This window comes from Klebsiella sp. RHBSTW-00215 (assembly GCF_014103785.1).
Taxonomy (GTDB): domain Bacteria; phylum Pseudomonadota; class Gammaproteobacteria; order Enterobacterales; family Enterobacteriaceae; genus Klebsiella.
Genome location: NZ_JABXQS010000001.1, coordinates 5146583 through 5172709 on the forward strand (window position 1 = coordinate 5146583; position 26127 = coordinate 5172709).

General features: G+C 56.1%; 15 protein-coding genes, 2 tRNA genes and 1 other RNA gene. 7 read left to right on the forward strand and 11 right to left on the reverse strand.

Translation table 11 applies throughout. The features are described from left to right. The 4 genes from purU (at position 1) to HV127_RS24575 (ending at position 1383) form a co-directional block, all read left to right on the forward strand. Positions 1-843, forward strand: a complete 843-nt coding sequence (gene purU, locus HV127_RS24560; protein WP_110275575.1) for a formyltetrahydrofolate deformylase — start codon at positions 1-3, stop codon at positions 841-843. A 159-nt stretch (positions 844-1002) separates the two neighbouring features. After that, positions 1003-1087: transfer RNA gene (locus HV127_RS24565), tRNA-Tyr, on the forward strand. Between the two features lie 43 nt (positions 1088-1130). Further along, a non-coding RNA gene (locus HV127_RS24570) (RtT sRNA) lies at positions 1131-1262 on the forward strand. A 36-nt stretch (positions 1263-1298) separates the two neighbouring features. Next, positions 1299-1383 (forward strand) — tRNA-Tyr (locus tag HV127_RS24575). 158 nt (positions 1384-1541) lie between these two features. Here HV127_RS24575 and narI read toward each other — a convergent pair. The 5 genes from narI to HV127_RS24600 all read right to left on the reverse strand — a co-directional run bounded on the left by narI (position 1542) and on the right by HV127_RS24600 (position 9647). Then, positions 1542-2219: a respiratory nitrate reductase subunit gamma gene (gene narI, locus HV127_RS24580; protein WP_182239430.1), complete on the reverse strand. Its 678-nt coding sequence runs from the start codon at positions 2217-2219 to the stop codon at positions 1542-1544. Continuing rightward, complete coding sequence (gene narJ / locus HV127_RS24585; protein WP_062778773.1) at positions 2219-2929, reverse strand: nitrate reductase molybdenum cofactor assembly chaperone; 711 nt, start codon at positions 2927-2929, stop codon at positions 2219-2221. The genes narI and narJ overlap by 1 nt, the downstream gene beginning before the upstream one ends. Next, the gene (gene narH / locus HV127_RS24590) at positions 2926-4464 is read right to left on the reverse strand and encodes a nitrate reductase subunit beta (protein ID WP_182239432.1); all 1539 of its coding nucleotides are present in this window, start codon (positions 4462-4464) and stop codon (positions 2926-2928) included. Before narH ends, narJ begins: the two co-directional genes overlap by 4 nt. Then, positions 4461-8204, reverse strand: coding sequence for a nitrate reductase subunit alpha (locus tag HV127_RS24595; RefSeq protein WP_182239434.1), 3744 nt, complete (start codon positions 8202-8204; stop codon positions 4461-4463). The genes narH and HV127_RS24595 overlap by 4 nt, the downstream gene beginning before the upstream one ends. Positions 8205-8666: 462 nt before the next feature. Further along, positions 8667-9647 carry an IS5-like element IS5 family transposase gene (locus HV127_RS24600; RefSeq protein WP_042934497.1) on the reverse strand — a complete coding sequence of 327 codons (981 nt, stop codon included), beginning with the start codon at positions 9645-9647 and terminating at the stop codon, positions 8667-8669. A 108-nt stretch (positions 9648-9755) separates the two neighbouring features. Here HV127_RS24600 and HV127_RS24605 point away from each other — a divergent pair, with 108 nt between their 5' ends. Beyond that, entirely contained in the window at positions 9756-12167 is a 2412-nt protein-coding gene (locus tag HV127_RS24605) for a patatin-like phospholipase family protein (RefSeq protein ID WP_182239436.1), read from the forward strand. Here the strand turns inward: HV127_RS24605 and HV127_RS24610 are convergent. Beyond that, positions 12146-13534 carry a NarK family nitrate/nitrite MFS transporter gene (locus HV127_RS24610; RefSeq protein WP_182239439.1) on the reverse strand — a complete coding sequence of 463 codons (1389 nt, stop codon included), beginning with the start codon at positions 13532-13534 and terminating at the stop codon, positions 12146-12148. The genes HV127_RS24605 and HV127_RS24610 overlap by 22 nt on opposite strands. Before the next feature lie 310 nt (positions 13535-13844). Here HV127_RS24610 and narX point away from each other — a divergent pair, with 310 nt between their 5' ends. Both narX and narL read left to right on the forward strand, forming a co-directional pair. Then, entirely contained in the window at positions 13845-15623 is a 1779-nt protein-coding gene (narX, locus tag HV127_RS24615) for a nitrate/nitrite two-component system sensor histidine kinase NarX (protein WP_182239441.1), read from the forward strand. Between the two features lie 10 nt (positions 15624-15633). Next, positions 15634-16284 carry a two-component system response regulator NarL gene (narL, locus tag HV127_RS24620; protein WP_110274181.1) on the forward strand — a complete coding sequence of 217 codons (651 nt, stop codon included), beginning with the start codon at positions 15634-15636 and terminating at the stop codon, positions 16282-16284. On the opposite strand, the gene HV127_RS24625 is transcribed toward narL, so the two are convergent. From HV127_RS24625 to ntrB, 5 genes are all read right to left on the reverse strand, one after another. Beyond that, positions 16281-17600, reverse strand: coding sequence for a YchO/YchP family invasin (locus HV127_RS24625; RefSeq protein WP_182239443.1), 1320 nt, complete (start codon positions 17598-17600; stop codon positions 16281-16283). The genes narL and HV127_RS24625 overlap by 4 nt on opposite strands. Positions 17601-17761: 161 nt before the next feature. Continuing rightward, positions 17762-20362 (reverse strand): nitrate reductase, encoded by a 2601-nt coding sequence (locus HV127_RS24630; protein ID WP_182239445.1) that lies wholly within the window; start codon positions 20360-20362, stop codon positions 17762-17764. Beyond that, positions 20362-24432, reverse strand: coding sequence for a nitrite reductase large subunit NirB (gene nirB, locus HV127_RS24635; protein WP_182239447.1), 4071 nt, complete (start codon positions 24430-24432; stop codon positions 20362-20364). Before nirB ends, HV127_RS24630 begins: the two co-directional genes overlap by 1 nt. Before the next feature lie 10 nt (positions 24433-24442). After that, positions 24443-25231 (reverse strand): ABC transporter ATP-binding protein, encoded by a 789-nt coding sequence (locus HV127_RS24640; RefSeq protein WP_182239449.1) that lies wholly within the window; start codon positions 25229-25231, stop codon positions 24443-24445. A gap of 10 nt (positions 25232-25241) precedes the next feature. Further along, a complete protein-coding gene (gene ntrB, locus HV127_RS24645; protein WP_181485866.1) occupies positions 25242-26126 on the reverse strand; it encodes a nitrate ABC transporter permease in 885 nt (294 codons plus the stop codon). Between the last annotated feature and the right edge of the window lies 1 nt (position 26127).

The window sequence follows — 26127 nt, forward strand, 5'->3', positions numbered from 1 at the left end:
ATGCATTCACTACAACGTAAAGTACTACGCACTATTTGCCCTGATCAGAAAGGCCTCATCGCGCGTATCACTAATATCTGCTACAAGCACGAACTGAACATCGTGCAAAACAACGAATTCGTTGATCATCGGACCGGTCGTTTCTTTATGCGTACCGAGCTTGAAGGTATTTTCAATGATTCCATTCTGCTGGCAGACCTCGACAGCGCCCTGCCAGAAGGCTCGATTCGTGAGTTAAACCCAGCAGGCCGTCGCCGTGTCGTGATTTTGGTGACCAAAGAGGCGCATTGCCTTGGCGATCTGCTGATGAAAGCCAACTATGGCGGGCTGGACGTAGAAATTGCCGCCGTTATCGGCAACCATGAAACGCTGCGCACTTTGGTTGAACGATTTGATATCCCCTTCCAGTTGGTAAGCCATGAAGGTTTAACCCGCGAAGAGCACGATAAGCAAATGGGCGATGCCATTGCCGCTCTTGAGCCAGATTACGTCGTACTGGCAAAATATATGCGCGTGCTGACCCCGGAATTCGTCTCTCGCTTTCCAAATAAAATCATTAATATCCACCACTCGTTCCTTCCAGCCTTTATTGGCGCACGCCCTTACCATCAGGCATACGATCGCGGCGTGAAGATTATTGGCGCGACCGCGCACTACGTGAACGATAATCTCGATGAAGGTCCAATCATTATGCAGGACGTGATTCACGTGGATCACACCTACACCGCGGAAGATATGATGCGTGCAGGTCGTGACGTCGAGAAAAATGTGCTGAGCCGTGCTTTATATCAGGTTCTGGCGCAGCGGGTATTCGTTTACGGCAATCGGACGATTATTCTTTAATCGATAATGAAATTAGCTGGTTAGCTTTGCGGCTTTACGTGTAAAAATCAGGCAACCAGTTTGTTTTTATCAAAGGAATACTTTACAGCGGCGCGTCATTTGATATGATGCGCCCCGCTTCCCGCGAAGGAAGCAGGCCAGTATTATGCATTACCCCGTGGTGGGGTTCCCGAGCGGCCAAAGGGAGCAGACTGTAAATCTGCCGTCATCGACTTCGAAGGTTCGAATCCTTCCCCCACCACCATTATTCACTACAGCGATGTAGTTACCCCAATGAGTCATGCTGAAGTTTGCACTCACTGGGAAGGGTGAGAACCTTCGACCAAGGTTCGAGTCGAGCGAAAGCGAGACAACGTTGCCGCAGGCAACGGCCCGAAGGGTGAGGAGCGAAGCGACGAATAATCCTTCCCCCACCACCATCTCAAAGCTTTACCTCTACAATATGAATTACCCCTGGTGGGGTTCCCGAGCGGCCAAAGGGAGCAGACTGTAAATCTGCCGTCATCGACTTCGAAGGTTCGAATCCTTCCCCCACCACCATCTTCTCTCGGTAGTATCTCCTTCGATTAAAAATTCAAATCTCTATCAGCTATTTCTGTTATTCCTCTAGCGCTATCTTGCCTCTCTGCCGGGCCCCCCCAATGCGCAGGCATAAAAAAACCCCGCCGAAGCAGGGTTTAGTACGTTAAAGCGCTGTATCAGTGACGCGCACGAACAATCTGATACTTGCGGGTCAGATACTCAACCGGCACGCTCCAGATGTGAACCAAACGCGAGAACGGGAACAACAGGAACAGCGTCATCCCCAGCACCAGGTGCATACGGAAAATAAACGCCACGCCGTCCAGGTATTGAGAAGCGCCACCGTGGAAAGTCACTACGGACTGCGCCCAGTTCACCAGTTTCATCATCTCGCTACCGTCCATATGCTGGGCGGAGAACGGAATGGTCAACAGACCCAAAGCACACTGGATAACCAGAATCGACAGCACCAGAATATCTGCACCGGTGGTTGTCGCACGCACGCGCGGACTAAACAGACGGCGCTTCAGCAGCAGCACGCCGCCTACCAGGCACATGACGCCAGAAGCACCGCCGGCAAACATCGCCATCTTCTGTTTCACGTCCAGCGGCAGCCACGCTTCATACATCCAGTGTGGTGTCAGCATACCTAAGAAGTGGCCGGCAAAAATACCCAGAATCCCGATGTGGAACAGGTTAGACGCCAGGTTCATCCCCTTACGATCCAGCATCTGGCTGGATGCCGCGCGCCAGGTGTACTGACCGTAGTCGTAACGTAACCAGCTGCCAATCAGGAAGACAGCACCCGCGATATACGGATAGATGTCGAAGAAGAACATATTCAGGAAGTGCATTATTGCTGTCCTCCGTTAGAGATATTCAAATATTGCGGGGCTACGGCTCCGGCAAAACGACGCTGGTGATTCGAAATTTCCGACTCACCGCAGCCCTGGTCAGCAAAGAATTTGACCTGTTCTTCTTCCCAGACCGCATCCAGCGCCTGCGGCGTGTCATCACGGGCTTCGTCCGCAATTTTCTCCGCCACTTTTGCTTCGTCTACTGCGCTATTGGCCAGCTTCAACAACTGTTCGAACAGCACCGCATAACGACTTTCACGCTGTTGAAGACGGGCGCAGAGCAGCGCCAGAATCGGCGCGATATCCTGCAAGCCGCCAATCGCTTCGCTCTCTGGCAACTGCGCCAGATATTCCAGATACAGCGGCAGATGATCCGGCAGCTCGCGGCTGTCGAGCACCAAGCCGTGCTGTTCGTACTGGTTCAGCAGATCGACCATCGCCTGACCACGGTCACGCGACTCGCCGTGTACGTGTTCAAATAGCAGCAGCGACGTTGCGCGACCACGGTCGAACAGTTCGCTGTAGGCGGCCTGCGCATCCAGCGGATCCTGCGCGGTTAACTCACGCAGGAACATGCCCAGCATCTGGGCATCCCCTTTATCCAGTTTCTCTGAAGAGGCCAGAACGTCGAAGAGTTCGTCCTGATGCTGCCATAAGGCAGCATCCGGGTACTCAAGCAGACGAGACACAATCACGAGTTCAATCATGCGTGCGGCTCCGTTTTGCTGCTCACATCCACAGAATCAATACGGCGGCTGTTGAACAGATTAAACTTGGTGTCAGAACCGTGGCAGCCATCACCGAAGCTAAAGCCACAACCGTTTTTCTCCGGGAACGCATCACGAGCCTGTTCGCGGTGGCTGCTCGGCACTACGAAACGATCTTCGTAGTTGGCAATCGCCAGATAGCGATACATTTCCTGTGCCTGCGCTTCGGTCAGACCCACCTCTTCCAGCGCACGAGTATCGATAACGCCATCGACGGTTTCCGTACGTTTAAAGTGACGCATTGCCAGCATACGTTTCAGCGCCAGCAGTACCGGCTGAGTGTCACCCGCGGTCAGCAGGTTCGCCAGGTACTGAACCGGGATACGCAGGCTTTCAACGTCAGGCAGGATACCGTTGCTGCCCAGTTCACCCGCATCGGCTGCGGACTGAATTGGAGACAGCGGTGGCACGTACCAGACCATTGGCAACGTACGATATTCCGGGTGCAGCGGCAGTGCCAGCTTCCAGTCCATCGCCATTTTGTAGACCGGCGATTTCTGGGCGGCGTCAATCACGCTCAGCGGGATACCGTCTTTCTGCGCCTGCTCAATCACTTTCGGATCGTTTGGATCGAGGAACACGTCCAGCTGACGCTGATACAGATCTTTCTCGTTCTCGGTGCTTGCTGCGGTTTCAATCGCATCCGCGTCATACAGCAGCACGCCGAGGTAACGAATACGACCGACGCAGGTCTCGGAACACACAGTCGGCTGACCCGCTTCAATACGCGGATAGCAGAAGATGCATTTTTCAGACTTGCCGCTCTTCCAGTTGAAGTAGATTTTTTTGTACGGGCAACCGGTAATGCACATACGCCAGCCACGACATTTGTCCTGGTCGATCAGCACAATACCGTCTTCTTCGCGCTTGTAGATGGCACCGCTTGGGCACGTTGCAACACATGCCGGATTCAGACAGTGCTCGCAAAGGCGCGGCAGGTACATCATGAAGGTGTTCTCGAACTGGCCGTACATCGCCTTCTGCATGTTCTCGAAGTTTTTGTCTTTCGACAGCTTCTCGAACTCGCCGCCCAGGTCATCTTCCCAGTTCGGGCCCTTGGTGATTTTGTCCATGCGCTTGCCGGTAATCAGCGAACGGGGACGAGCAATCGGCTGCGCTTTGCTATCAGCCGGTGCGTTGTGCAGCGTCTGGTAGTCGAAATCAAAAGGCTCGTAATAATCATCCAGACCCGGCAGATGCGGGTTAGCGAAGATTTTACCTAGCAGCAGCGCTTTGTTACCCATGCGCGGCACCAGCTTGCCGTTGATTTTACGGATCCAACCGCCTTTGTATTTTTCCTGGTCTTCCCAGTCGGTCGGGAAACCGGTACCCGGCTTGGTTTCAACGTTGTTGAACCAGGCGTACTCGGTTCCTTCACGGCTGGTCCAGACGTTTTTACAGGTGACCGAGCAGGTGTGGCAACCGATGCATTTATCGAGATTCAGCACCATGCCGACTTGTGAACGAATTTTCATTTTACGCTCTCCTGTACCTGGTCATTGCCTTCGCCGTCCAACCAGTCAATGTTCTTCATCTTACGTACCACGACAAACTCATCACGGTTCGAGCCTACGGTACCGTAGTAGTTAAAGCTGTAGGCCAACTGCGCGTAGCCGCCGATCATATGGGTCGGTTTTGGCGTGATGCGGGTCACCGAGTTATGGATACCGCCGCGTTGACCGGTAATTTCTGAACCCGGCAGGTTAACAATACGTTCCTGCGCGTGGTACATCATGGTCATCCCGGCTGGTACACGCTGGCTCACAACCGCACGGGCGGTCAGCGCACCGTTGTTGTTGAAGACTTCAATCCAGTCGTTATCTTCAATACCAATGTCTTTAGCGTCTTCTTCACTCATCCACACCACCGGACCACCGCGACCTAAGGTCAGCATCAGCAGGTTGTCGCTGTAGGTTGAGTGAATGCCCCATTTCTGGTGCGGCGTCAGGAAGTTCAGCGCCTTCTCCGGGTTGCCGTTTGATTTCTTACCCATCACTTCTTTCACCGAACGGGTATCGATCGGCGGACGGTAGACCAGCAGGCTTTCACCAAAATCACGCATCCACTGGTGGTCCTGATACAAGGACTGACGACCAGACAGGGTACGCCATGGGATCAGCTCATGAACGTTGGTGTAACCGGCGTTGTAGGAGACGTGTTCATCTTCCAGACCTGACCAGGTTGGGCTGGAGATAATCTTGCGCGGCTGCGCCTGAATATCACGGAAGCGAATTTTCTCGTCTTCTTTATTGAGCGCCAGATGCGTGTGGTCGCGACCGGTAAACTCGCTGAGCGCCGCCCAGGCTTTCACCGCCACCTGACCGTTGGTTTCCGGCGCCAGAGTGAGGATCATTTCGGCTGCGTCAATCGCGGTATCCAGCATCGGCTGGCCTTTCGCCGGGCCTTCTGCTTTGGTGTAGTTGAGCTTACGCAGCAGATCCATTTCGCTCTGGGTGTTCCAGGCAATCCCTTTACCGCCGTTACCGATTTTTTCCATCAATGGCCCGATGGAGGTAAAGCGCTCGTAGGTTGCCGGATAATCACGTTGAACCGGGATAATGTGCGGTGCGGTTTTACCTGGGATCAGGTCACATTCGCCTTTTTTCCAATCCTTCACGTCTAACGGCTGTGCGAGTTCGGCCGCAGAGTCGTGCTGGATTGGCAGCGTAACAATATCCGTTTCCTGACCGAGGTGTCCCACGCAGACTTCAGAGAATTTCTTCGCGATGCCTTTGTAGATTTCCCAGTCGCTTTTCGATTCCCAGGCTGGATCAACAGCGGCAGACAGCGGGTGAATAAACGGATGCATATCCGAGGTATTCATGTCGTCTTTTTCATACCAGGTTGCCGTTGGCAGCACGATATCGGAATACAGACAGGTGCTCGACAGACGGAAGTCCAGCGTCACCACCAGATCCAATTTACCGTCGAGACCGTTATCCTGCCATTCCACTTCTTCTGGCTTCAGACCGCCCTGCTTGCCGAGATCCATCCCCTGAATACCGTGTTCGGTACCCAGCAGATATTTCAGCATGTATTCATGGCCTTTACCGGAAGAGCCCAGCAGGTTAGAACGCCAGATGAACAGGTTACGCGGGTGGTTTTTGCCGTTTTCCGGCTGTTCAGCCGCGAAACGAATGGAGCCTTCTTTCAGCGCCTTAACGGTGTAATCAACCGGATCCATCCCGGCTTTCTTCGCGTCATCAGCAATACGCAGTGGGTTGGTGCCTAACTGCGGTGCAGACGGCAGCCAGCCCATACGTTCTGCGCGAACGTTAAAGTCCAGCAAGTGACCGCTGTAGCGGGATTTATCCGCCAGCGGAGACAGCAACTCCTGCGCGGTAACCGACTCGTAACGCCATTGGCTGGAGTGGTTATAGAAGTAAGACGTACTATTCATGTGGCGCGCCGGACGCTGCCAGTCAAGGGCAAACGCCAGCGGCTGCCAGCCGGTCTGGGGACGCAGTTTTTCCTGGCCAACATAGTGGGCCCAACCGCCGCCGCTCTGACCGATACAACCGCAGAACACCAGCATATTGATCAGACCACGATAGTTCATATCGAGGTGATACCAGTGGTTCAGACCAGCGCCAACGATAATCATCGAACGACCGTGCGTCTTATCTGCGTTGTCGGCAAATTCACGCGCGGTGCGGATGATCTGCGCGCGCGGCACGCCGGTGATTTTCTCAGCCCAGGCCGGAGTGTAGGCTTTAATATCTTCGTAGCTGGTTGCACAGTTTTCATCGTTCAGACCGCGTTCCAGACCGTAGTTGGCCATGGTCAGGTCATAAACGGTGGTCACCAGCGCGGTGGTGCCGTCGGCAAGCTGCAGGCGTTTCACCGGCAGTTTGTGCAGCAGGATATTTTCCAGCTCGACGCTTGTGAAGTGCTCGGTGCCTTCGCCGCCAAAGTACGGGAAGCCCACCTGAGCTATCTCATCCTGGCTACCTAGCAGGCTCAACTGCAGTTCGGTTTCATCACCGGATTTACCGTCGCGTTGCTCAAGGTTCCATTTACCTTTTTCGCCCCAACGGAAACCGATAGAACCGTTCGGTGCCACCATATCGCCGTCGGTATTAACCGCGACGGTTTTCCATTCCGGATTATTTTCCTGACCCAGAGAGTCAACCAGGTCAGCAGCACGCAGCATACGGCCCGCAGCGTAATAACCTTCGCGCTCTTCAAGCATGACCAGCATCGGGAAGTCGGTGTAGCGACGCACGTAGTCGGTGAAGTACTGGCTTGGTTTGTCGAGGTGGAATTCACGCAGCATTACGTGACCCATTGCCAGCGCCATTGCTGCATCGGTACCCTGTTTCGGTGCCAACCACAGGTCGCACAGTTTGGCGATTTCGGCGTAGTCCGGGGTAATAGCAACGGTTTTGGTGCCTTTATAACGAACTTCAGTAAAGAAGTGCGCATCTGGCGTACGGGTTTGTGGAACGTTAGAGCCCCAGGCGATGATGTAGCTGGAGTTGTACCAGTCAGCGGATTCCGGAACATCGGTCTGCTCACCCCAAGTCTGCGGCGACGCAGGAGGTAAGTCACAATACCAGTCGTAGAAGCTCAGACAGGTGCCGCCTATCAGCGACAGATAACGTGCGCCGGAGGCGTAAGAAACCATCGACATGGCCGGAATTGGCGAGAAGCCAGCGACACGGTCAGGGCCGTAGGTTTTGACGGTATAGACGTTAGAGGCAGCAATCAGCTCATTCACTTCCTGCCAGGAGGAACGTACGAAACCACCGCGACCGCGCGCTTGTTTGAAGCTTTTGGCTTTATCGGCATCTTCAATAATAGAGGCCCAGGCATCAACCGGATCGCTGTGCAGTTTTTTCGCTTCGCGCCACATTTTCATCAGGCGTTTGCGCATCAGCGGATATTTCAGACGATTGGCGCTATAGAGATACCAGGAATAGCTCGCCCCGCGCGGGCAGCCGCGTGGTTCGTGGTTTGGCAGGTCCGGGCGTGTACGCGGATAGTCGGTCTGCTGGGTTTCCCAAGTGACGAGGCCGTTTTTGACATAAATCTTCCAGCTGCATGAGCCGGTGCAGTTTACACCGTGAGTGGAGCGCACAACTTTATCGTGCTGCCAACGTTGGCGGTATCCATCCTCCCAATCCCGGTTGGTGTTAAGAAGCTGGCCGTGCCCATCGGCAAAGGTCTCGCCCTTCTGTTTGAAGTAGCGAAACCGGTCCAGGAATTTACTCATCGGGTCTCTCCTGTGTGGAGCCTGACGGCTCTCTGATAAATCGACATTGCTGGATTTGCAGCGAAGGTAACGCTATGAAAGAGGGAGAGAATTGATAACGATCAACCACGGTATCCGTACGTTTTATATAGAAAATAAAAAATACCACTAAGGTGGTATATTTATCTATTTTTTATCTATCTGTTTTTATTGATTTTTATAATAAATTTTCTTTATTTACCTCTTCATGAACTCTTAACCAGTTATTAGGTGGTATCCGCTTTTACCCAAGCGTTAAAATATATCCTCACCATTGATTCCCGGCTGGCTACACTAAGGAAGGTGCGAATAAGCGGGGAAATTCTTCTCGGCTGACTCAGTCATTTCATTTCTTCATGTTTGAGCCGATTTTTTCTCCCGTAAATGCCTTGAATCAGCCTATTTAGACCGTTTCTTCGCCATTTAAGGCGTTATCCCCAGTTTTTAGTGAGATCTCTCCCACTGACGTATCATTTGGTCCGCCCGAAACAGGTTGGCCAGCGTGAATAACATCGCCAGTTGGTTATCGTTTTTCAGCAACCCCTTGTATCTGGCTTTCACGAAGCCGAACTGTCGCTTGATGATGCGAAATGGGTGCTCCACCTTGGCCCGGATGCTGGCTTTCATGTATTCGATGTTGATGGCCGTTTTGTTCTTGCGTGGATGCTGTTTCAAGGTTCTTACCTTGCCGGGGCGCTCGGCGATCAGCCAGTCCACATCCACCTCGGCCAGCTCCTCGCGCTGTGGCGCCCCTTGGTAGCCGGCATCGGCTGAGACAAATTGCTCCTCTCCATGCAGCAGATTACCCAGCTGATTGAGGTCATGCTCGTTGGCCGCGGTGGTGACTAGGCTGTGGGTCAGGCCACTCTTGGCATCGACACCAATGTGGGCCTTCATGCCAAAGTGCCACTGATTGCCTTTCTTGGTCTGATGCATCTCCGGATCGCGTTGCTGCTCTTTGTTCTTGGTCGAGCTGGGTGCCTCAATGATGGTGGCATCGACCAAGGTGCCTTGAGTCATCATGACGCCTGCTTCGGCCAGCCAGCGATTGATGGTCTTGAACAATTGGCGGGCCAGTTGATGCTGCTCCAGCAGGTGGCGGAAATTCATGATGGTGGTGCGGTCAGGCAAGGCGCTATCCAGGGATAACCGGGCAAACCGACGCATGGAGGCGATTTCGTACAGAGCATCTTCCATCGCGCCATCGCTCAGGTTGTACCAATGCTGCATGCAGTGAATGCGTAGCATGGTTTCCAGCGGATAAGGTCGCCGGCCATTACCAGCCTTGGGGTAAAACGGCTCGATGACTTCCACCATGTTTTGCCATGGCAGAATCTGCTCCATACGGGACAAGAAAATCTCTTTTCTGGTCTGACGGCGCTTACTGCTGAATTCACTGTCGGCGAAGGTAAGTTGATGACTCATGATGAACCCTGTTCCATGGCTCCAGATGACAAACATGATCTCATATCAGGGACTTGTTCGCACCTTCCCTAAAAATACCGTCTCGCTACCCCCCTCGATGGTATCCCCATGTGCAACGAAAATACTCGATTGAAATTCAATGCATTACCCGCTAATGAGCAAAAGGCGATTAATCTCCGCCGCAAATTACTCCGGCCAGAGAAGCAATCGGACACCGCCGCACCTCATGGTGACGAGCCAGAATTAAAACCGTGCGCCGGGATTTATGGTCTGGCGCTTTCCGGTGGCGGAATCCGCAGTGCGACGTTCAGCCTCGGGTTGCTAAGGGCACTGGCGAAAAACAAACTACTGCACAAGTTTGACTATCTCTCAACGGTCTCCGGCGGAGGATATACGGGGGGAATGCTGGGACGTTGCTATCAGAAAGGGATCTCTCCACTTGCTGTCGAAGCAGGTTTAGGAAAAGACAATTCACTGCTGTTGGGATGGCTACGCAATAACGGCCGCTATCTCACTCCTGCGGGAACACGAGATATTGCGCTTTCTTTCGGCCAGATTCTCCGCTCATTTTTCGCCTCGCTATTTTTTGTCACCTTACTCTGCATTATCTGCGCAGGCCTGGCCTTGCAATTACAGCTTCTGCTTCCTCCAGATCTTAAACATTTTCCCCTCCTGGTGGCGATCCCCGCAGCCCTTGCGGCCTGGTTGGCAATTTCCTATTGGTACTTTCGTCAACACCAGGACTGGCTTCTCCTTGGGCTGGGCATCAGCATTCTGCTGTGCCTGGTCTTTCTCTTTTGGAGCCCAGTCCCCTGGGGACTTTCACTGCTGATCTGGCTTATTTGTATGACTCCCTGGGTGCATATCTTTTGGCAGATAAAAGACTTAGCGGCATTTCGCCTGGCCTTAACTCAGGCTCTCACCTGGGATCTACTGATTATCACCCTCCTCGCCGCCTTATGGGGACTTAACCGAGCGGGATTTTTACTGTGGTTTTCGCTCTTTCATGGCCCAAATGCCAGCATAATGTTGATTTCCAGTCCGTTAAGCATAGCGGCAGTTCGCCTGCTAAAAGAAACCCAGCTTATCAACTGGCTCCTCTCGCGAATTTCAGCCGGTAGTAAGCGAATCTCGTTTAATCTTATGCTTGCCGGAAACATCGCAGGCTATCTACTGATGCTTTTTTGTCTGACAACGGTCTGCGCTGCGCTGATCGAGATTTCAACTGTTTTGAACGTTTCTCTGGCCGGGTTTAAATATTTACCTTTGATGACTGCACTGACGGCATTACTTATTCTGTGGCTGTTAGGTAAACAGCCTCGCTTTATTGAGTTTCTTAATCTCAGCTCACTACATAATCTGTATCGGGCGCGTATCGAACGCGCCTGGGTCTCAACAGGAAACTATCCCCATAAACAAAATAAAGCGACCAAACCGCGTTTCCCACAAAACCCATTGGATGACAAGTTACCTGGCGCGATGGATGCAATTGAAAAAATCACCACCACGGTGGCGGGCGATGATGTGGCAATGGAGAATTACGCGCCGCACAACTACGGCGGTCCGATTCATTTAATCACCAGCTGTATTAACCAGACCATCGACGATCGCAGCGACAACTATAATGCTGACCGAAAAGGCATTGCCCTGACGGTCAGTTCGTTTGGCGTTGAAACCGGTACCCAGTTTCCTGAGTCCCCGGAGAACCTCAATGACACCACGCTATCACAGTGGCTTGCTATTTCCGGCGCAGCGGTCTCAACGGGCATGGGTTCAAAGACATCGCCAGGCCTGGCATTTATGATCTATTTAGTGGGTGGTCGGCTGGGTTTTTGGTCAAAAAACCTCTCTCCCAGTCGACAGGCGAAGCGCACAAAAAGTGCACCTGGATTGCAATGGCCGCACACGCATTTAACCTATCTTTTTGCCGAAATGTTCGCCCGCTTCCCCGGGTTGAGCAATGAAAAATGGTATTTGACGGATGGCGGTCATTTTGAAAATACGGCCGTTTACCCATTGCTGAAACGCAGGTTAGATTCAATTGTCGTCGCGGATTGTGGTGCCGACCCTCATTTTTTATTCGACGATCTTGAGAACCTGGTACGTAAAGCCAAAATCGATATGGCAATTGATATTGTGTTTAAAAACCCTATTAACAGCGACTATACCTCGCAATCGGTATTAAAAGTAAAACAACCTTCTCCAGCCTTACTCCAGGCGATCGTTCATTATCCAGAGATCAATGGCTTTGCGAAAAAAACCGGACAATTACTCATTATTAAACCGCATTTATTGCCGGGGATGGATCTTGCCACTGCCAGCTACGCCGGACGAAATGACACGTTTCCACAGCAAACAACGGGCGATCAATTTTTCGATGAGGCCCAGTGGGAGGCCTACCACCAGTTGGGATTCCTCGCCGGAAGCGTTATTTCCGAGCAGCATTTATTCGTTATAAAAAAGGCGCAACTCTGTTGCGCCCTCTCCAGAAAGAAAAATTATTTTTGCTTGCGCCCGTAAACCGCCCAGGTAATTACCACGCAGGCGATATAGAACACCAGGAAGATTTTCATCGCTCCAGCCGGGGAACCGGTCAGATCCAGCGAGATACCGAACGCTTTCGGAATAAAGAACCCGCCGATAGCGCCAATCGCGGAGATAAAGCCCAGCGCCGCCGCCGTATCGGTGGCCGCTTCGCGCATTGCCTGCGCTTCGCTACCGCCCTGCGCCTTCACGCGTTCCATGGTCATTTTACGGAAGATCAGCGAGATCATCTGGAAGGTTGAAGCACTACCCAGACCGGCGGTCAGGAACAGCACCATAAACACCGCAAAGAAGGCGATAAAGTTACCCCCCACACCGTTCGTTGGCAGCGTCAGGAACAGCAGGCCGCAGAAGATAGCCATCACCACGAAGTTCACCAGAGTCACGCGAGTCCCGCCCAGACGGTCAGAGATCGCCCCGCCGGTAGAACGCGCCAGCGCACCAATAAACGGCCCAAAGAACGCGTAGTGCAGGATCTGTACATCTGGGAACTGGGTCTTCGACAGCATGGCGAAGCCCGCCGAGAAGCCGATGAACGAGCCGAAGGTGGCAAGATACAGCAGCGCCATAATCCACAGATGCGCGCGCTTAAGTACCGGCAGCTGCTCGCTCAGGGAAGCTTTCGATGCCGACAGGTCGTTCATAAAGAACCACGCGGCTAGGGTGAAGATGATCAGGAACGGTACCCAAACCCACGCCGCATTTTCCAGATACAGCATCGAACCGTCCGGCTGTTCGCTACCGGTTCCGCCAAAGACAGCGAAAATAGACAGAGATACCACCAGAGGAGCAACCAACTGCATCACGCTGACGCCCATATTGCCGAGGCCGCCGTTGATGCCCAGCGCGCCGCCCTGTTTCTGTTTCGGGAAGAAGAAGCTGATGTTCGCCATACTGGAAGCAAAGTTAGCCCCGGCGAAGCCGCACAGCAGCGAAATAATCACGAAAATGCTGAACGGAGTAGAGGTGTCCTGCACCGCGAAACCTAACCATACGCAGGGTACGATCATGATCCCGGTACTGAATGCAGTCCAGCGACGCCCGCCAAACAGCGGGACCATAAACGCATAAGGTACGCGCAAAAGCGCGCCGGACAGCGCCGGCAGTGCGGTCAGCATAAATAGCTGGTCGGTGGTGAACTGAAAGCCCACTTTATTCAGGTTGACGGCGACGGCGCTGAATAACATCCAGACGCAGAATGCCAGTAAAAGACATGGAACGGAGATCCACAGATTGCGGCTGGCGACGCGATGACCGCGCTGCTGCCAAAATTCAGGATCTTCAGGACGCCAGTCGGTAATGACTGAGCTGTTAGTCTTCTCCGGGATTGAAGAGTGACTCATAGACACCTCTGATTATTCGTATTAACCCTGGCTACCTTATGGGTTACAGCCTGCGGTAAGTTGATATAAATCAAAGGAAAAGTGGGCGTTAATTTGGCTAAAAAAAAATCATCACCCGAAGTGAGTAGCTATTTCTGCGCAAAAAAGTGTGGTTTTTCACGCGACTGCTGTCTTTACCCCTACCCCTGCCACCAGCTCATCAATGACTGACAATTAAGGGGTAATCCTTTAGGGGTATGGGTATACTCCAGGGGATGTCCGAGAATAAGCGCCACTCCCGGATGATTTGCCGGTCAGGAGCACATACCTCATGTTGAAACGTCTTTTTACGCCGCTAACGCTGGTTAATCAACTCGTGTTAATCGTTCTATTGGCCACAGTGATAGGTGTCGCCGGAATGGCTATCTCCTCTCGCCTGGTGCACGGCGTTCAGGGCAGCGCGCACGCTATTAATAAAGCCGGTTCGCTGCGCATGCAGAGCTATCGACTGCTGGCAGCCATCCCGTTGCGCGAAAGCGATCAAAAGCTGCTGGATGAAATGACCGCCACCGTATTTAGTCCGGAACTCCAGTACGCCGCTCGCCATGACGATCAGCAAGAACAGCTCCAGGCTCTGCAACATTACTGGCAACTGGAGCTCGCACCCGGTATGCGTAAGGCACAAAATCAGGCCACGGTAGCCACGGATGTCGCTGGCTTCGTTGACCGCATCGACCAGCTTGTCACCGCTTTCGATCACACCACCGAGGAGCGGATAAAACACGTCGTCTGGATCCAGCGAATCATGGCGGTCATTATGGCGCTGCTGCTGGTGTTTACCATTATTTGGCTACGCGCACGCTTGTTACGCCCCTGGAAACAGCTGCTGGATATGGCACGCGCGGTGAGCCAACGCGACTTTACCCAGCGTACCCAGATTAACGGACGCGATGAGATGGCGACGCTCGGTATGGCGCTAAACAACATGTCCGAAGAGCTCGCCGAGAGCTATTCGGTGCTCGAACGCCGGGTGCAGGAAAAAACCGCCGGGCTGGAGCAGAAAAATGAGATTCTCGCCTTCCTGTGGCAAGCCAATCGCCGCCTGCACTCCAACGCTCCGCTCTGTGAGCGCATCTCGCCGGTGCTCAACGGTTTGCAAGGGTTAACTCTGCTGCGTGATATTGAAGTTCGGGTTTATGATCTTGAAGATGAAGACAACCACCAGGAGTTTGCCTGCCACTCCGATATTCAGTGCGATGATAAAGGTTGCTACCTGTGTCCGCGCGATCTGCCGCCGCTGCCCGATGCCGGAACCACATTGAAGTGGCGACTGTCTGACGCCCATAATCAGTACGGAATTCTGCTGGCCACTCTGCCCGTTGGTCGGCATCTAAGCCACGATCAACAGCAACTGGTTGATACCCTTGTGGAACAGCTCACCGGCACCCTCGCGCTCGACCATCATCAGGAGCGCCAGCAGCAGCTTATCGTGATGGAAGAGCGAGCCACTATCGCCCGCGAGCTCCACGACTCCATTGCCCAGTCGCTCTCGTGCATGAAAATGCAGGTCAGCTGCCTGCAGATGCAGGGCGAAGACCTGCCGGATGCCAGCCGTCAGCTGCTGGGGCAAATTCGTAATGAACTCAATACCTCATGGGCGCAACTGCGCGAACTGCTAACAACCTTCCGTCTACAGTTAACCGAAACCGGTCTGCGCCCGGCGCTGGAAGCCAGCTGCCAGGAATACAGCGCTCATTTCGGCTTTACGGTACGCCTGGACTACCAGTTGCCGCCGCGTTTTGTTCCCTCGCACCAGGCAATCCACCTGCTGCAAATTGCCCGCGAGGCGCTGAGCAACGCCCTGAAGCATGCCAATGCGACGGACGTCAGCGTTACCGTAACGCTGCGGGATAATCAGGTCCGACTGGTGGTAGCCGATAACGGCCGCGGCGTGCCGGACCACGCGGAGCGCAGTAACCATTACGGCTTAATTATCATGCGCGATCGCGCCCAGAGCTTGCGCGGAGACTGCCAGGTGCGGCGTCGGGAAACCGGCGGCACGGAAGTGGTCGTCACTTTTATCCCTGAAAAATCGTTTTCAATCCAATAAGGAGAACCCTATGAGTCAACAGGAACGGGCAACCATCCTTCTCATTGACGATCACCCGATGTTGCGCACCGGCGTCAAACAGCTCGTCAGCATGGCCCCGGATATCCAGGTTATCGGCGAGGCCAGCAATGGCGAACAAGGTATTGCCCTGGCGGAGTCGCTGGATCCAGATTTGATTCTGCTGGATCTCAATATGCCGGGCATGAACGGCCTTGAAACCCTCGACAAGCTGCGCGAAAAATCGCTCTCTGGTCGGGTGGTGGTGTTTAGCGTGTCGAATCATGAAGAAGATGTGGTTACCGCCCTGAAACGCGGTGCCGATGGCTACCTGCTGAAAGATATGGAACCGGAAGATCTGCTGAAAGCGCTGCAACAGGCGGCGGCGGGCGAAATGGTGCTCAGCGAAGCATTAACCCCGGTGCTGGCAGCCAGCCTGCGTGCCAACCGCGCTACGTCCGATCGCGACATCAGCCAGCTTACCCCGCGCGAGCGCGACATTCTCAAGCTGATTGCCCAGGGCCTGCCGAACAAAATGATCGCCCGCCGTCTGGATATCACCGAAAGCACCGTAAAAGTGCACGTCAAGCATATGCTGAAGAAAATGAAGCTGAAATCACGCGTGGAAGCGGCGGTTTGGGTTCATCAGGAGCGCGTATTCTAGGGCATATGCTGCCAGGATTCGCCCCCGGCCGGTAAGCTCACCAGCGGCTCGGTCAGCGCCAGTGCGATCTCATTGGATGAGACGCGCTGACCCGTTTTATCCTCTACCACCAGCGAAAGATGCCAGCGATTGCTCGCCCCGGCGTCACTGCTCCAACGCGGCATAATGATGCTCCAACCATCCGGACCGTTTGCCTCTAGCGGCGGCGTCAGGCTTAGCGCCTGAGTATCGCCCTGCCAGCTCAGCGACTTTATCCCGTGCAGGCTGCGAATTTGCAGTTTCAACTGCACCGTTTCCCCCGGCTGAAGATCCCACGGCGGCGTCGCCAGATACACTGACAAGGTTTTGCGCTGACGATATTCAACCACCGGCAGATTATCGCGTTCCGGGCTATCGTAACGACTGCCGCGCAGCGAACGGCTTACCGCCACTTCATCGGCCGCCAGTTGCTGTTTTAACGGTACGCCAAAACGATAGTTGAGCTTCAATCCCACATCGTTTTGGCTGACGCCGCTCTCGCCTTGTTTATGTTTAACCGTCACCGTCACCAGCGGAACGGGGGTGTAATTCAGCCCCACCGACACCGCCACTGGATTATGATAACCGGTACCCGAGTGGAACAGGTCAACGTTATCGCCAAAATACTGCTCCACGCTGACGCTGGTATTAATATGCTGATAAAACGGCAGCCGCGCCTGGGCGGTCACATCGTAGCCGCTGGCCATACGCTGCTGCTGGGTCACGCTACTCCTTTGCTGCCAGCCGCTGAGCGGTTGATAGTAGTTCGCCGACAGGCGCATCGATTCCCCCCAGGCCTCAGCTCCAACGCTGCCGCGCGCCAGGCGATCATCCAGGACTTTGTCATAGAACGAGTTATAGCCCAGCAGCCAGGAGCCCATCCGCCAGCGCTGACCAAGGCCAATATTGCCCACCAGCCCGTTATCCCGCTGCGTGACCGAGTACTGGTTCCAGGTGAGATAGTCGCCGTTATCCTGTAACGGGACAAACCAGCTTCCTTTACTACCGGTAAATTGCCCCTCTTTATCGACCAGCAGATCGACATTGGCGTTGCCCCACGGCGAGAGCCAGTTTTCCAGCTGGTGGCTGACCTCATTCCCCAGCTTGCCGATGGCGAATACTCGCGCCTGTTCGCTGGTTGTCAGACCGTTATCGCTCATACTGGCTTCGCCAAATTTTTTCGCCATTTCGGCAAAATGCCTTGCGTCATCATCAACCTGAGGCGCCATACCGAGATCGGGTAACGTATCAGGAGGCCGGGAGAACGCCTGGTTATCCTGCAATGCGCGGGCGGGCATACCTGTCAGCAGCAGGAGAAGGGGCAAATACGGGGTTACGCGGAACGACAAAGAGCTCAAATCGGTTACGTCTACTCAGGAAGGATGGCAGTAAAACGTAAGTTTATCGTTTTTTGCCATCCCTCGCAGCCTTCAGCATGATTCCAGGAATATACTGAATCTCAGGCTTGCGTTAGATTTTCCGCCAGCAGCGCCTTAAGCTCCGGGATACAGGAGCCGCAGTTGGTGCCGCATTTTAGTTGTGCGCCCAGCGCTGCAGGCGTCCGGCAGCCGCTGGCGATGGCTTCATTTATCGCCCGCTCGCCCACGCTAAAGCAGCTACAGATAATACGCCCGCGCGGCACCGTATCGCCGCCCTTCCTGCCGCTCAACAGCGCGTGGCGCTGAGCAGCATCCTGCGGCGGAGTACGAAACGCGGCGTTAATCCACTCGGCGTCAATCACCGGTTCACGGACATCGCTCCACCAGCCAAGCATCAGCTCTCCGTCCTGCCACGCCAGCAGGTTCCAGACCTTGCCGCCCTCGGCGACCTGCATTTGCCATCCCTGCTGCTGACACCAGTCGGTCAGCCACCGGCGAGGGCTGATATCCCCGGCGAGGGAAAGATGGCTTATGCCCTGCGCGGCCCGCCGTCGCCAGTGCAACGAAGCGGGTATTGGAACCGGCTGGCGGGAAAAGAGTTCACCTTTCCAGGCTGGAAGCCAGGCGGCAATTGCTACCGCCACCTGTTTACTCTCCGGCTGCCCGGAGTGGGGGTCGGTGACCGCCATCAGCAGGTTATTCACCCTTCCCTGGCGAGCAAATTGATTATTCCAGTGCATTGGCACGAACAGCGAACCGGGGCGCTGCCCATCGCTGATAATCACTTTTGCTACCATCACCCCATTCGGTGAGCGGACCCGCGCTAATTCACCTTCCAGCAGGTGATAACGCAGCGCATCTTCTGCTGCCACCTCCACCACCGGTTCGGCGATATGCTGCATCAGCCTGGGCACCGAGCCGGTGCGGGTCATGGTGTGCCACTGATCGCGGATCCGCCCGCTGTTGAGGATCAGCGGATAAAACGCATCGGTCGCCGCCCGGGTCGGTTGCGGGGCGACGGGCACCATGCGCAGCTTGCCATCCCGGTGCCAGCCCTTATGCAAACTCCATGCTGCTGGGCTGCGACTCACTGGCCAACGCACAGGTTCCAGCGCATCCCAGGCTTCAAGGCTGAGGTTCGCCAGCCCGCCGATATCAAACGCCCGCTGGCCGTTATTTTCAAAACCCGACAGCGCGGCGTGCTCGTTGAATACGTCATGAGAATGCTGCCAGGCAAAGGCGGAGCCAAAGCCCAGCTCTTGCGCCACGCGAGCAACGATCCACCAGTCGGCTTTCGCCTCCCCAGGCGACGGCAGAAACGCGCGCTGGCGAGAGATCCGCCGCTCGGAGTTGGTCACGGTGCCGTTCTTCTCTCCCCACGCCAGCGCCGGAAAACGAATATGGGCGAAGCGTCCGGTATCGGTATCGGCAACCACATCCGAGACAATCACCAGCGGGCAGGCCGCCAGAGCTTCGCTCACCGCATGACTATCCGGCAGCGACACTACCGGATTGGTGCCCATAATCCACACCGCTTTAACTTCACCTCGACCAATGGCGGCAAACAGATCCACCGCCGTCAGCCCTGGCGTTTGCGCCAGCCGTTCAGTGCCCCAGAATCGCGCCAGGCGCTGTAAATCGTCGGCTTCAAAGTTCATATGCGCCGCCAGCATGGTCGCCAGCCCGCCCACCTCGCGCCCGCCCATCGCGTTGGGTTGACCGGTCAGCGAAAACGGCCCGCAGCCCGGACGCCCATATTTTCCGCTCGCCAGATGAGCGTTAATAATGGCGTTGCATTTATCGCTGCCGCTGGCGGATTGGTTAATGCCCATCGTATAGAGCGTGATGGCGCGCGGTGCGGCAATAAACTGACAATAGAAATCGGCGACCTGCTGCTGCGGCAAACCGCAGAACTGCGCCACTTTTTCGATGCTCCACTCCTGCGCGAGCGTCAGCGCCTGCTGCGCATCGCTGAAATCGTCGGCAATGTCGCCGCTGTCAGCAATCGCGTTAAGCAGGCCGACAAACAGCCCGCCGTCGCTGCCGGGGGCCAGCGCCAGATGTACATCGGCAATATCGCAGGTGGCGGTACGACGTGGGTCAATAACCACCACCCGCATCTGCGGATTATCACGCTTCGCCTGCACCAGCCGCTGATAAAGTACCGGATGCGCCCAGGCGGCGTTCGAGCCGACTAACACCACCAGATCGCTGTTTTCCACATCTTCATAACTGCACGGCACTACGTCCGCCCCCAGCGCACGTTTATAGCCAGTGACCGCCGAAGACATACACAGCCGTGAGTTAGTGTCGATATTCGCGCAGCCGATAAAGCCCTTCATTAGCTTGTTGGCGGCGTAGTAATCCTCGGTCAGCAACTGTCCGGAGGCATAGAACGCCACCGCCTGCGGCCCGTACTGGTCGATGATTTCCCGCAGGCGTGAACCCGCCGCCGCCAGCGCCTGCGGCCACGAGGCGCGTTCGCCATCGACTTCAGGGAACGACATTCTTCCCTGCAGACCGACGGTTTCCCCCAGCGCCGCGCCCTTAACGCACAGACGGCCAAAGTTCGCCGGGTGCCGTTCATCGCCGCGCACGGTCACCTGACCGTTCGTCTCCACGCTGGCGATAACACCGCAGCCGACCCCGCAATAGGGGCACGTGGTTCGGGTTTCGGCCATCAGGAGGCCTCCGCGCGAACAAGCAGTTGCTGGTTGCCAACCCACACCTTGCCGTTCTCAATTTTCACCGGCCAGGCGCGCACCGCCTGTTCACTGCCGTCACAGTGGCGACCGTCGCGCAGGCGGATACGCTGCTTGTACAACGGCGAAATCACAATCGGTTCACCGCCCGCATCGCCAAGCAGCCCGCGCGACAGCACGTTGGCCTCGCTACCCGGCTCCTGGTTATCGAGGGCGTAGACCTGATCGCCAAAGCGGAATAGCGCAATCTGCCGTTCGCCGAGCCGCGCGCCAATGCCCGCCTGCGGCGGAATGGCCTCAAGATCGCAAATGACCTGCCACGGACGGGACGGCAGCGTAGGTTCAGCCAGCGTAGCGAGCGGGGCCAGCTGCGGCTGACCGCGCAAGGTGTGTCGCTGTACCGCTTCGTCCGGCTCATCGCTATTAACGAACGAGCGGAACAGCGCCAGCCGCTGCGGATCGTTAAGGGTGGTTTGCCATTCGCACTGGTAGCTGTCCACCACCCGCGCCATCTCCTGCTCCAGCTCTTCGCCAATCCCGAGACTGTCTTCAAGGACAACTTCTCGCAGATAGTCGACTCCGCCCTCAAGGTTATCCATCCAGGTACTGGTGCGCTGCAGGCGGTCGGCGGTACGGATATAGAACATCAGCAGGCGATCAACGGTGCGAATAAGCGTGTCTTCATCAAGGTCGCTGGCGAACAGGTCGGCATGACGCGGCTTCATGCCGCCGTTGCCGCAAACGTATAGATTCCAGCCCTTTTCGGTGGCGATAACGCCGATATCTTTCCCCTGAGCTTCCGCGCATTCGCGGGTGCAGCCGGAGACCGCCATTTTAATTTTGTGCGGTGCGCGCAACCCTTTGTAGCGGTGTTCGAGGGTGACCGCCAGGCCGGTGGAGTCCTGCACGCCGTAACGGCACCAGGTCGATCCGACGCAGGATTTCACCGTGCGCAAGGATTTGCCGTAGGCGTGGCCGGTTTCAAAGCCCGCCTCCGCCAGCTCGCGCCAGATCGCCGGAAGCTGCTCCAGGCGCGCGCCGAACAGGTCGATACGCTGGCCGCCGGTCACTTTGCTATACAGCTGATAGCGTTTGGCAATCTGGCCGATCGCAATCAGCCCATCCGGCGTCACTTCCCCCGCCGCCATGCGCGGCACCACCGAATAGGTACCGTCTTTCTGGATATTGGCGAAGTAGCGATCGTTAGTGTCCTGAAGCGGCAGATGCGCTGGTTTCAACAGATATTCGTTCCAGCAGGAGGCCAGCACCGACGCCACCAGCGGTTTACAGATTTCGCAACCGTGACCCTGGCCATAGCGGCTAATCAGCTGTTCGAAGGTGCGAATATGGTTGACGCGCACCAGGTGGAAGATCTCCTGACGCGACCACGGAAAGTGCTCACAGATATCTTTTTTGACTTCAACACCCTGCTCGGCAAGCTGGTACTCCATCACCTGTTTCACCAGCGCGCTACAGCCGCCGCAGCCAGTTGCCGCTTTAGTGCAGCTCTTGATCGCCGCCATGTCGCCCGCACCGCCGCTCACCGCCTGGCAGATATCGCCCTTACTGACGTTGTGACAAGAGCAAATCTGTGCGCTGTCCGGCAATGCCGCTACGCCGAGCGCTTTCGGCGCGCTGCCCTCCAGCGCCGGAAGAATCAAACTTTCCGGGCGCGCGGGCAATGCCATGCCGTTGAGCATCATCTGAAGCAGCGTGGAATAATCGCCGGCATCGCCGACCAGTACGCCGCCGAGCAGGGTTTTACCATCCTGACTGACCACGATTTTTTTGTAGATTTGCTCCGGCCCGTGGGCCCACTGGTAGCTCTGGCAGCCCGGCGTGCGTCCCTGAGCGTCACCGAAAGAGGCCACATCGACGCCCAGCAGCTTCAGCTTGGTGCTCATATCGGCCCCAGTGAAGCTGGCCTCTTCGCCCGCCAGGGTCGCCGCGGCGGCGCGCGCCATCTGATAGCCGGGGGCCACCAGACCATAAATTTTGTTCTCCCACAGGGCGCATTCGCCAATTGCCAGCACATCCGGATCGGAGGTGCGGCACTGGTTGTCGATGCAAATCCCGCCGCGTTCGCCAATTTTCAGCTCGCTGCTGTGGGCTAGCGCGTCCTGCGGGCGGATACCGGCGGAGAACACCACCATATCGGTCTTCAACGAGCCGCCATCGGCGAAGTTCAGCATCAGTCCCTGCTCATGCTCGACAATTTCCGTCGTCGCCTTGCTGGTGTGCACCCCAACGCCCAGTTCGCTGATTTTCTCGCGCAGCATCGCCGCGCCGCCGTTATCCAGCTGCACCGCCATCAGATTTGGCGCAAATTCCACAACGTGCGTTTCCAGTCCCAGTTGCTTGAGCGCATTAGCCGCTTCCAGCCCGAGCAGGCCGCCGCCGATCACCACCCCACGGCTGGCGTTAGCGGCACGAGCGGCAATCTGGTCCAGATCGTCAAGCGTACGGTAAACAAAGCAGCCTTCGAGATCATTGCCAGAGACCGGCGGAACAAACGGATAAGAGCCCGTTGCCAGCACCAGCTTATCCCAATGAGTTTCGTGGCCCTGAGCATCGCGCACCACCCGCGCTTCACGGTCAATGCTGGCGACCGATTCACACAAACGCAGCTCAATGCCGTACTGTGCGAAGAAGTTTCCTTCCACCAACGACAGCGATTCGGCGCTGCGTCCGGCGAAATATTCCGACAGATGTACCCGATCGTAGGCGGCATAGCGCTCTTCGCAGAACACCACAATCCGGTATTGCTGATGAAGGTTACGGCTGACGCATTGCTCAAGAAAATGGTGGCCGACCATACCGTGTCCGACCAGCACTAAAGTAGGTTTTGTCATTGTAGTTTGTCCCGCAGCGCACGGCTGCATCGTTGAAGAAGGATCAAAGAGCCAGTCTGCCGGTGCGGGCGCATGCGCCCCCAGCAGGGCGGTGAGCGGCGCGGCGCTGGCGCAATCGCCCAGCAACACGACGCCGCGCAGCTTGCCGTCGCGCAGCAGCAGGCGACGGTAGTGGCGGTCCAGCGGATCCCAGCTGGTACAAATTTCATCCTGTTCATCAGCCCGCAGTTCACCGGCGCTGAATAACTCGATACCGGTAACTTTCAGGCGCGTGCCGCTATCCTGCCAGTGAAAATCTTCTCCGGGATGACCGCACAGACGATCGGCCAGCACCTCGGCCTCGCGCAGGCACGGCGCCACCAGTCCCCAGGTCTGACCGTCAATTTCGCAGCATTCACCAATGGCGCTGACGCCCGGCTGCGCGGTGGCCAGTTGGCGGTCAACAATAATTCCGCGGCCGCACGCCAGCCCGCTGCGCTCGGCCAGCAGTTTGTTGGGCTGCACGCCGGTCGCCAGTACCACTCGCGAGGCGGTAAAGGCGCGGCCATCTTCCAGCAGCACTTCGCGTTCATTAATGGCGGCGATGCGGCTCTCCATCACGCAGCGGATCCCACGCTCGGCGAGCTGTATTTGCAGCTGTTCACCGGCAAAAGCATCGGTCTGTTGCTCCATCAACCAGCGCCCGCGATGCAACAAAGTGACACCGTCACCATAACGTCGTAGCGCGGCGGCCGCTTCGACGCCGAGCACCCCGCCGCCAATCACCACCGCCGGACCGTTGATTGCCAGAATGCCCTCAACGTCCGCCAGAGTGCGAAAAGCAAAAACGTGCGGCAGCTCAATACCCGGTAGCGGCGGCATAAACGGCAACGATCCTGTGGCGAATACCAGCTCATCCCAGCAAAGTTTTCCGTCGGTGGTTTGTAGAGTGCGGGCCTGAATATCTACCGCCGTTACCGACTCACCTGCACGTACCGTAACGTCATGCTGCTGGTACCACTCCTCTGACAGCAGTTGCGTCTCGAGTGCCGTTTTCTCCCCACCAAGCACCGGCGACAGCTGAATACGGTTGTAGGCCTGGCACGGTTCATCACCAATAATCGTGATGCTAAACCGATGCGCATCGCGCTCCACCAGCGCCTGCGCCAGGCGAGTCGCCGCCATGCCGTTGCCGATAATCACCAGTTGCCGCTTCATCGCCGCCTCCCTATGCCGCTTTCGGCTGTTTTTCATAGAGGAAATGCAGGATCTGCTGACGCAGATGGTGATAGCGGCTGTCGTCCGCCAACTGCACGCGGTTACGCGGGCGCGGCAGGTTCACATCAAGGATCTCCCCAACCGTCGCCGCCGGGCCGTTGGTCATCATCAGTACCCGGTCGGAAAGCAGCACCGCTTCATCAACGTCATGGGTAATCATCACGATAGTGGTGTTCAGCGACTGCTGGATCTGCATTACCGCGTCCTGTAAATGCGCCCGGGTCAGGGCATCGAGTGCGCCAAAGGGTTCATCCAGCAGCAGCACTTTCGGCTTCATTGCCAGCGCCCGGGCGATGCCGACGCGCTGCTTCATGCCGCCGGAAATTTCCCCCGGACGCTTATGCAGGGCGTGCCCCATCTGCACGCGCTCGAGGTTGTGCTCAATCCACTCTTTGCGCTCGGCTTTACTCATGCTGCGACGAAAGACCTGATCCACCGCCAGCGCCACGTTGTCAAAGCAGGTCAGCCACGGCAACAGGGAATGGTTCTGGAACACCACCGCGCGTTCCGGCCCCGGCCCGGCGATTTCACGGTTGTCGCACAGCAGGCCGCCTTCCGTCGGCAGGGTGATCCCGGCAATCAGATTGAGCAGGGTTGATTTGCCGCAGCCGGAGTGGCCAATCAGGCTAATGGTCTCCCCTTCATAGATGTCGAAGGAGACATTCTGCAATGCGAGGAATTCGCCGCTGGCGGTGTTAAAGCGCTGGCTGACGGCCTGGACCTGAATTAATGGTTTCATTTGCGGCTCCTTATTTTTCCTGCCAGCTAAAACGACGAGCAAGCAGCATCAGCCCTTGTTCCAGCAGTAACCCGACCACGCCGATGATGACGATGGCGATGATGATGTTTTCTACGTTGAGGTTGTTCCACTCGTTCCAGATCCAGAAACCGATCCCTAAGCCACCGGTGAGCATTTCAGCGGCGACGATCACCAGCCAGGCGATGCCGATGGAGAGACGAACCCCGGTCAGCACCGCGGGTAATACCGCCGGAAAGAGGATCTTGCGCATCACCGTCCATTCGGAAAGCTGCAGCACGCGGGCCACGTTGAGATAGTCTTCTGGGATGCGGCGCACGCCCTCGGCGGTGTTGATCACCATCGGCCAGATAGAGCAGATAAAAATGGTCCAGCTCGAGGCGGGTTCCGCCTTCTGGAACAGCAGCAGGCCAATAGGCAGCCAGGCCAGCGGGCTGACCGGACGCAGCAGCGCAATCAGCGGGTTAAACATGCGGGCGAAGAATACCGAGCGGCCAATCAGGAAGCCCAGCGGAATACCCGCCAGCGCGGCGAGGCCAAACCCCACCGCCACGCGCTGCAATGACGCCAGCACGTTCCAGCCAATACCCATGTCGTTCGGTCCGTCCTGGTAAAACGGATCGGCAAAAATGGTCAACGCCGAATCCAGGGTGCTGAGCGGGGTCGGGAAACCTTTGCTGTTCATCGCCGCCAGCTGCCAGCCCAGCAGTAATAACCCCAGCCCGAGCAGCGGCGGCAGCAGGCGCTGGGTCGTATCACGCAGCCAGCGGCTGACGGGAGGCGTATTTTTGCGCACCTGCACCGGCGGCAAAGTAATCACTTCGCCGGGCGCTTTTTCAGCGCTGGCCTGCGGTTGCGTTTTATATGCGTGCTTCATC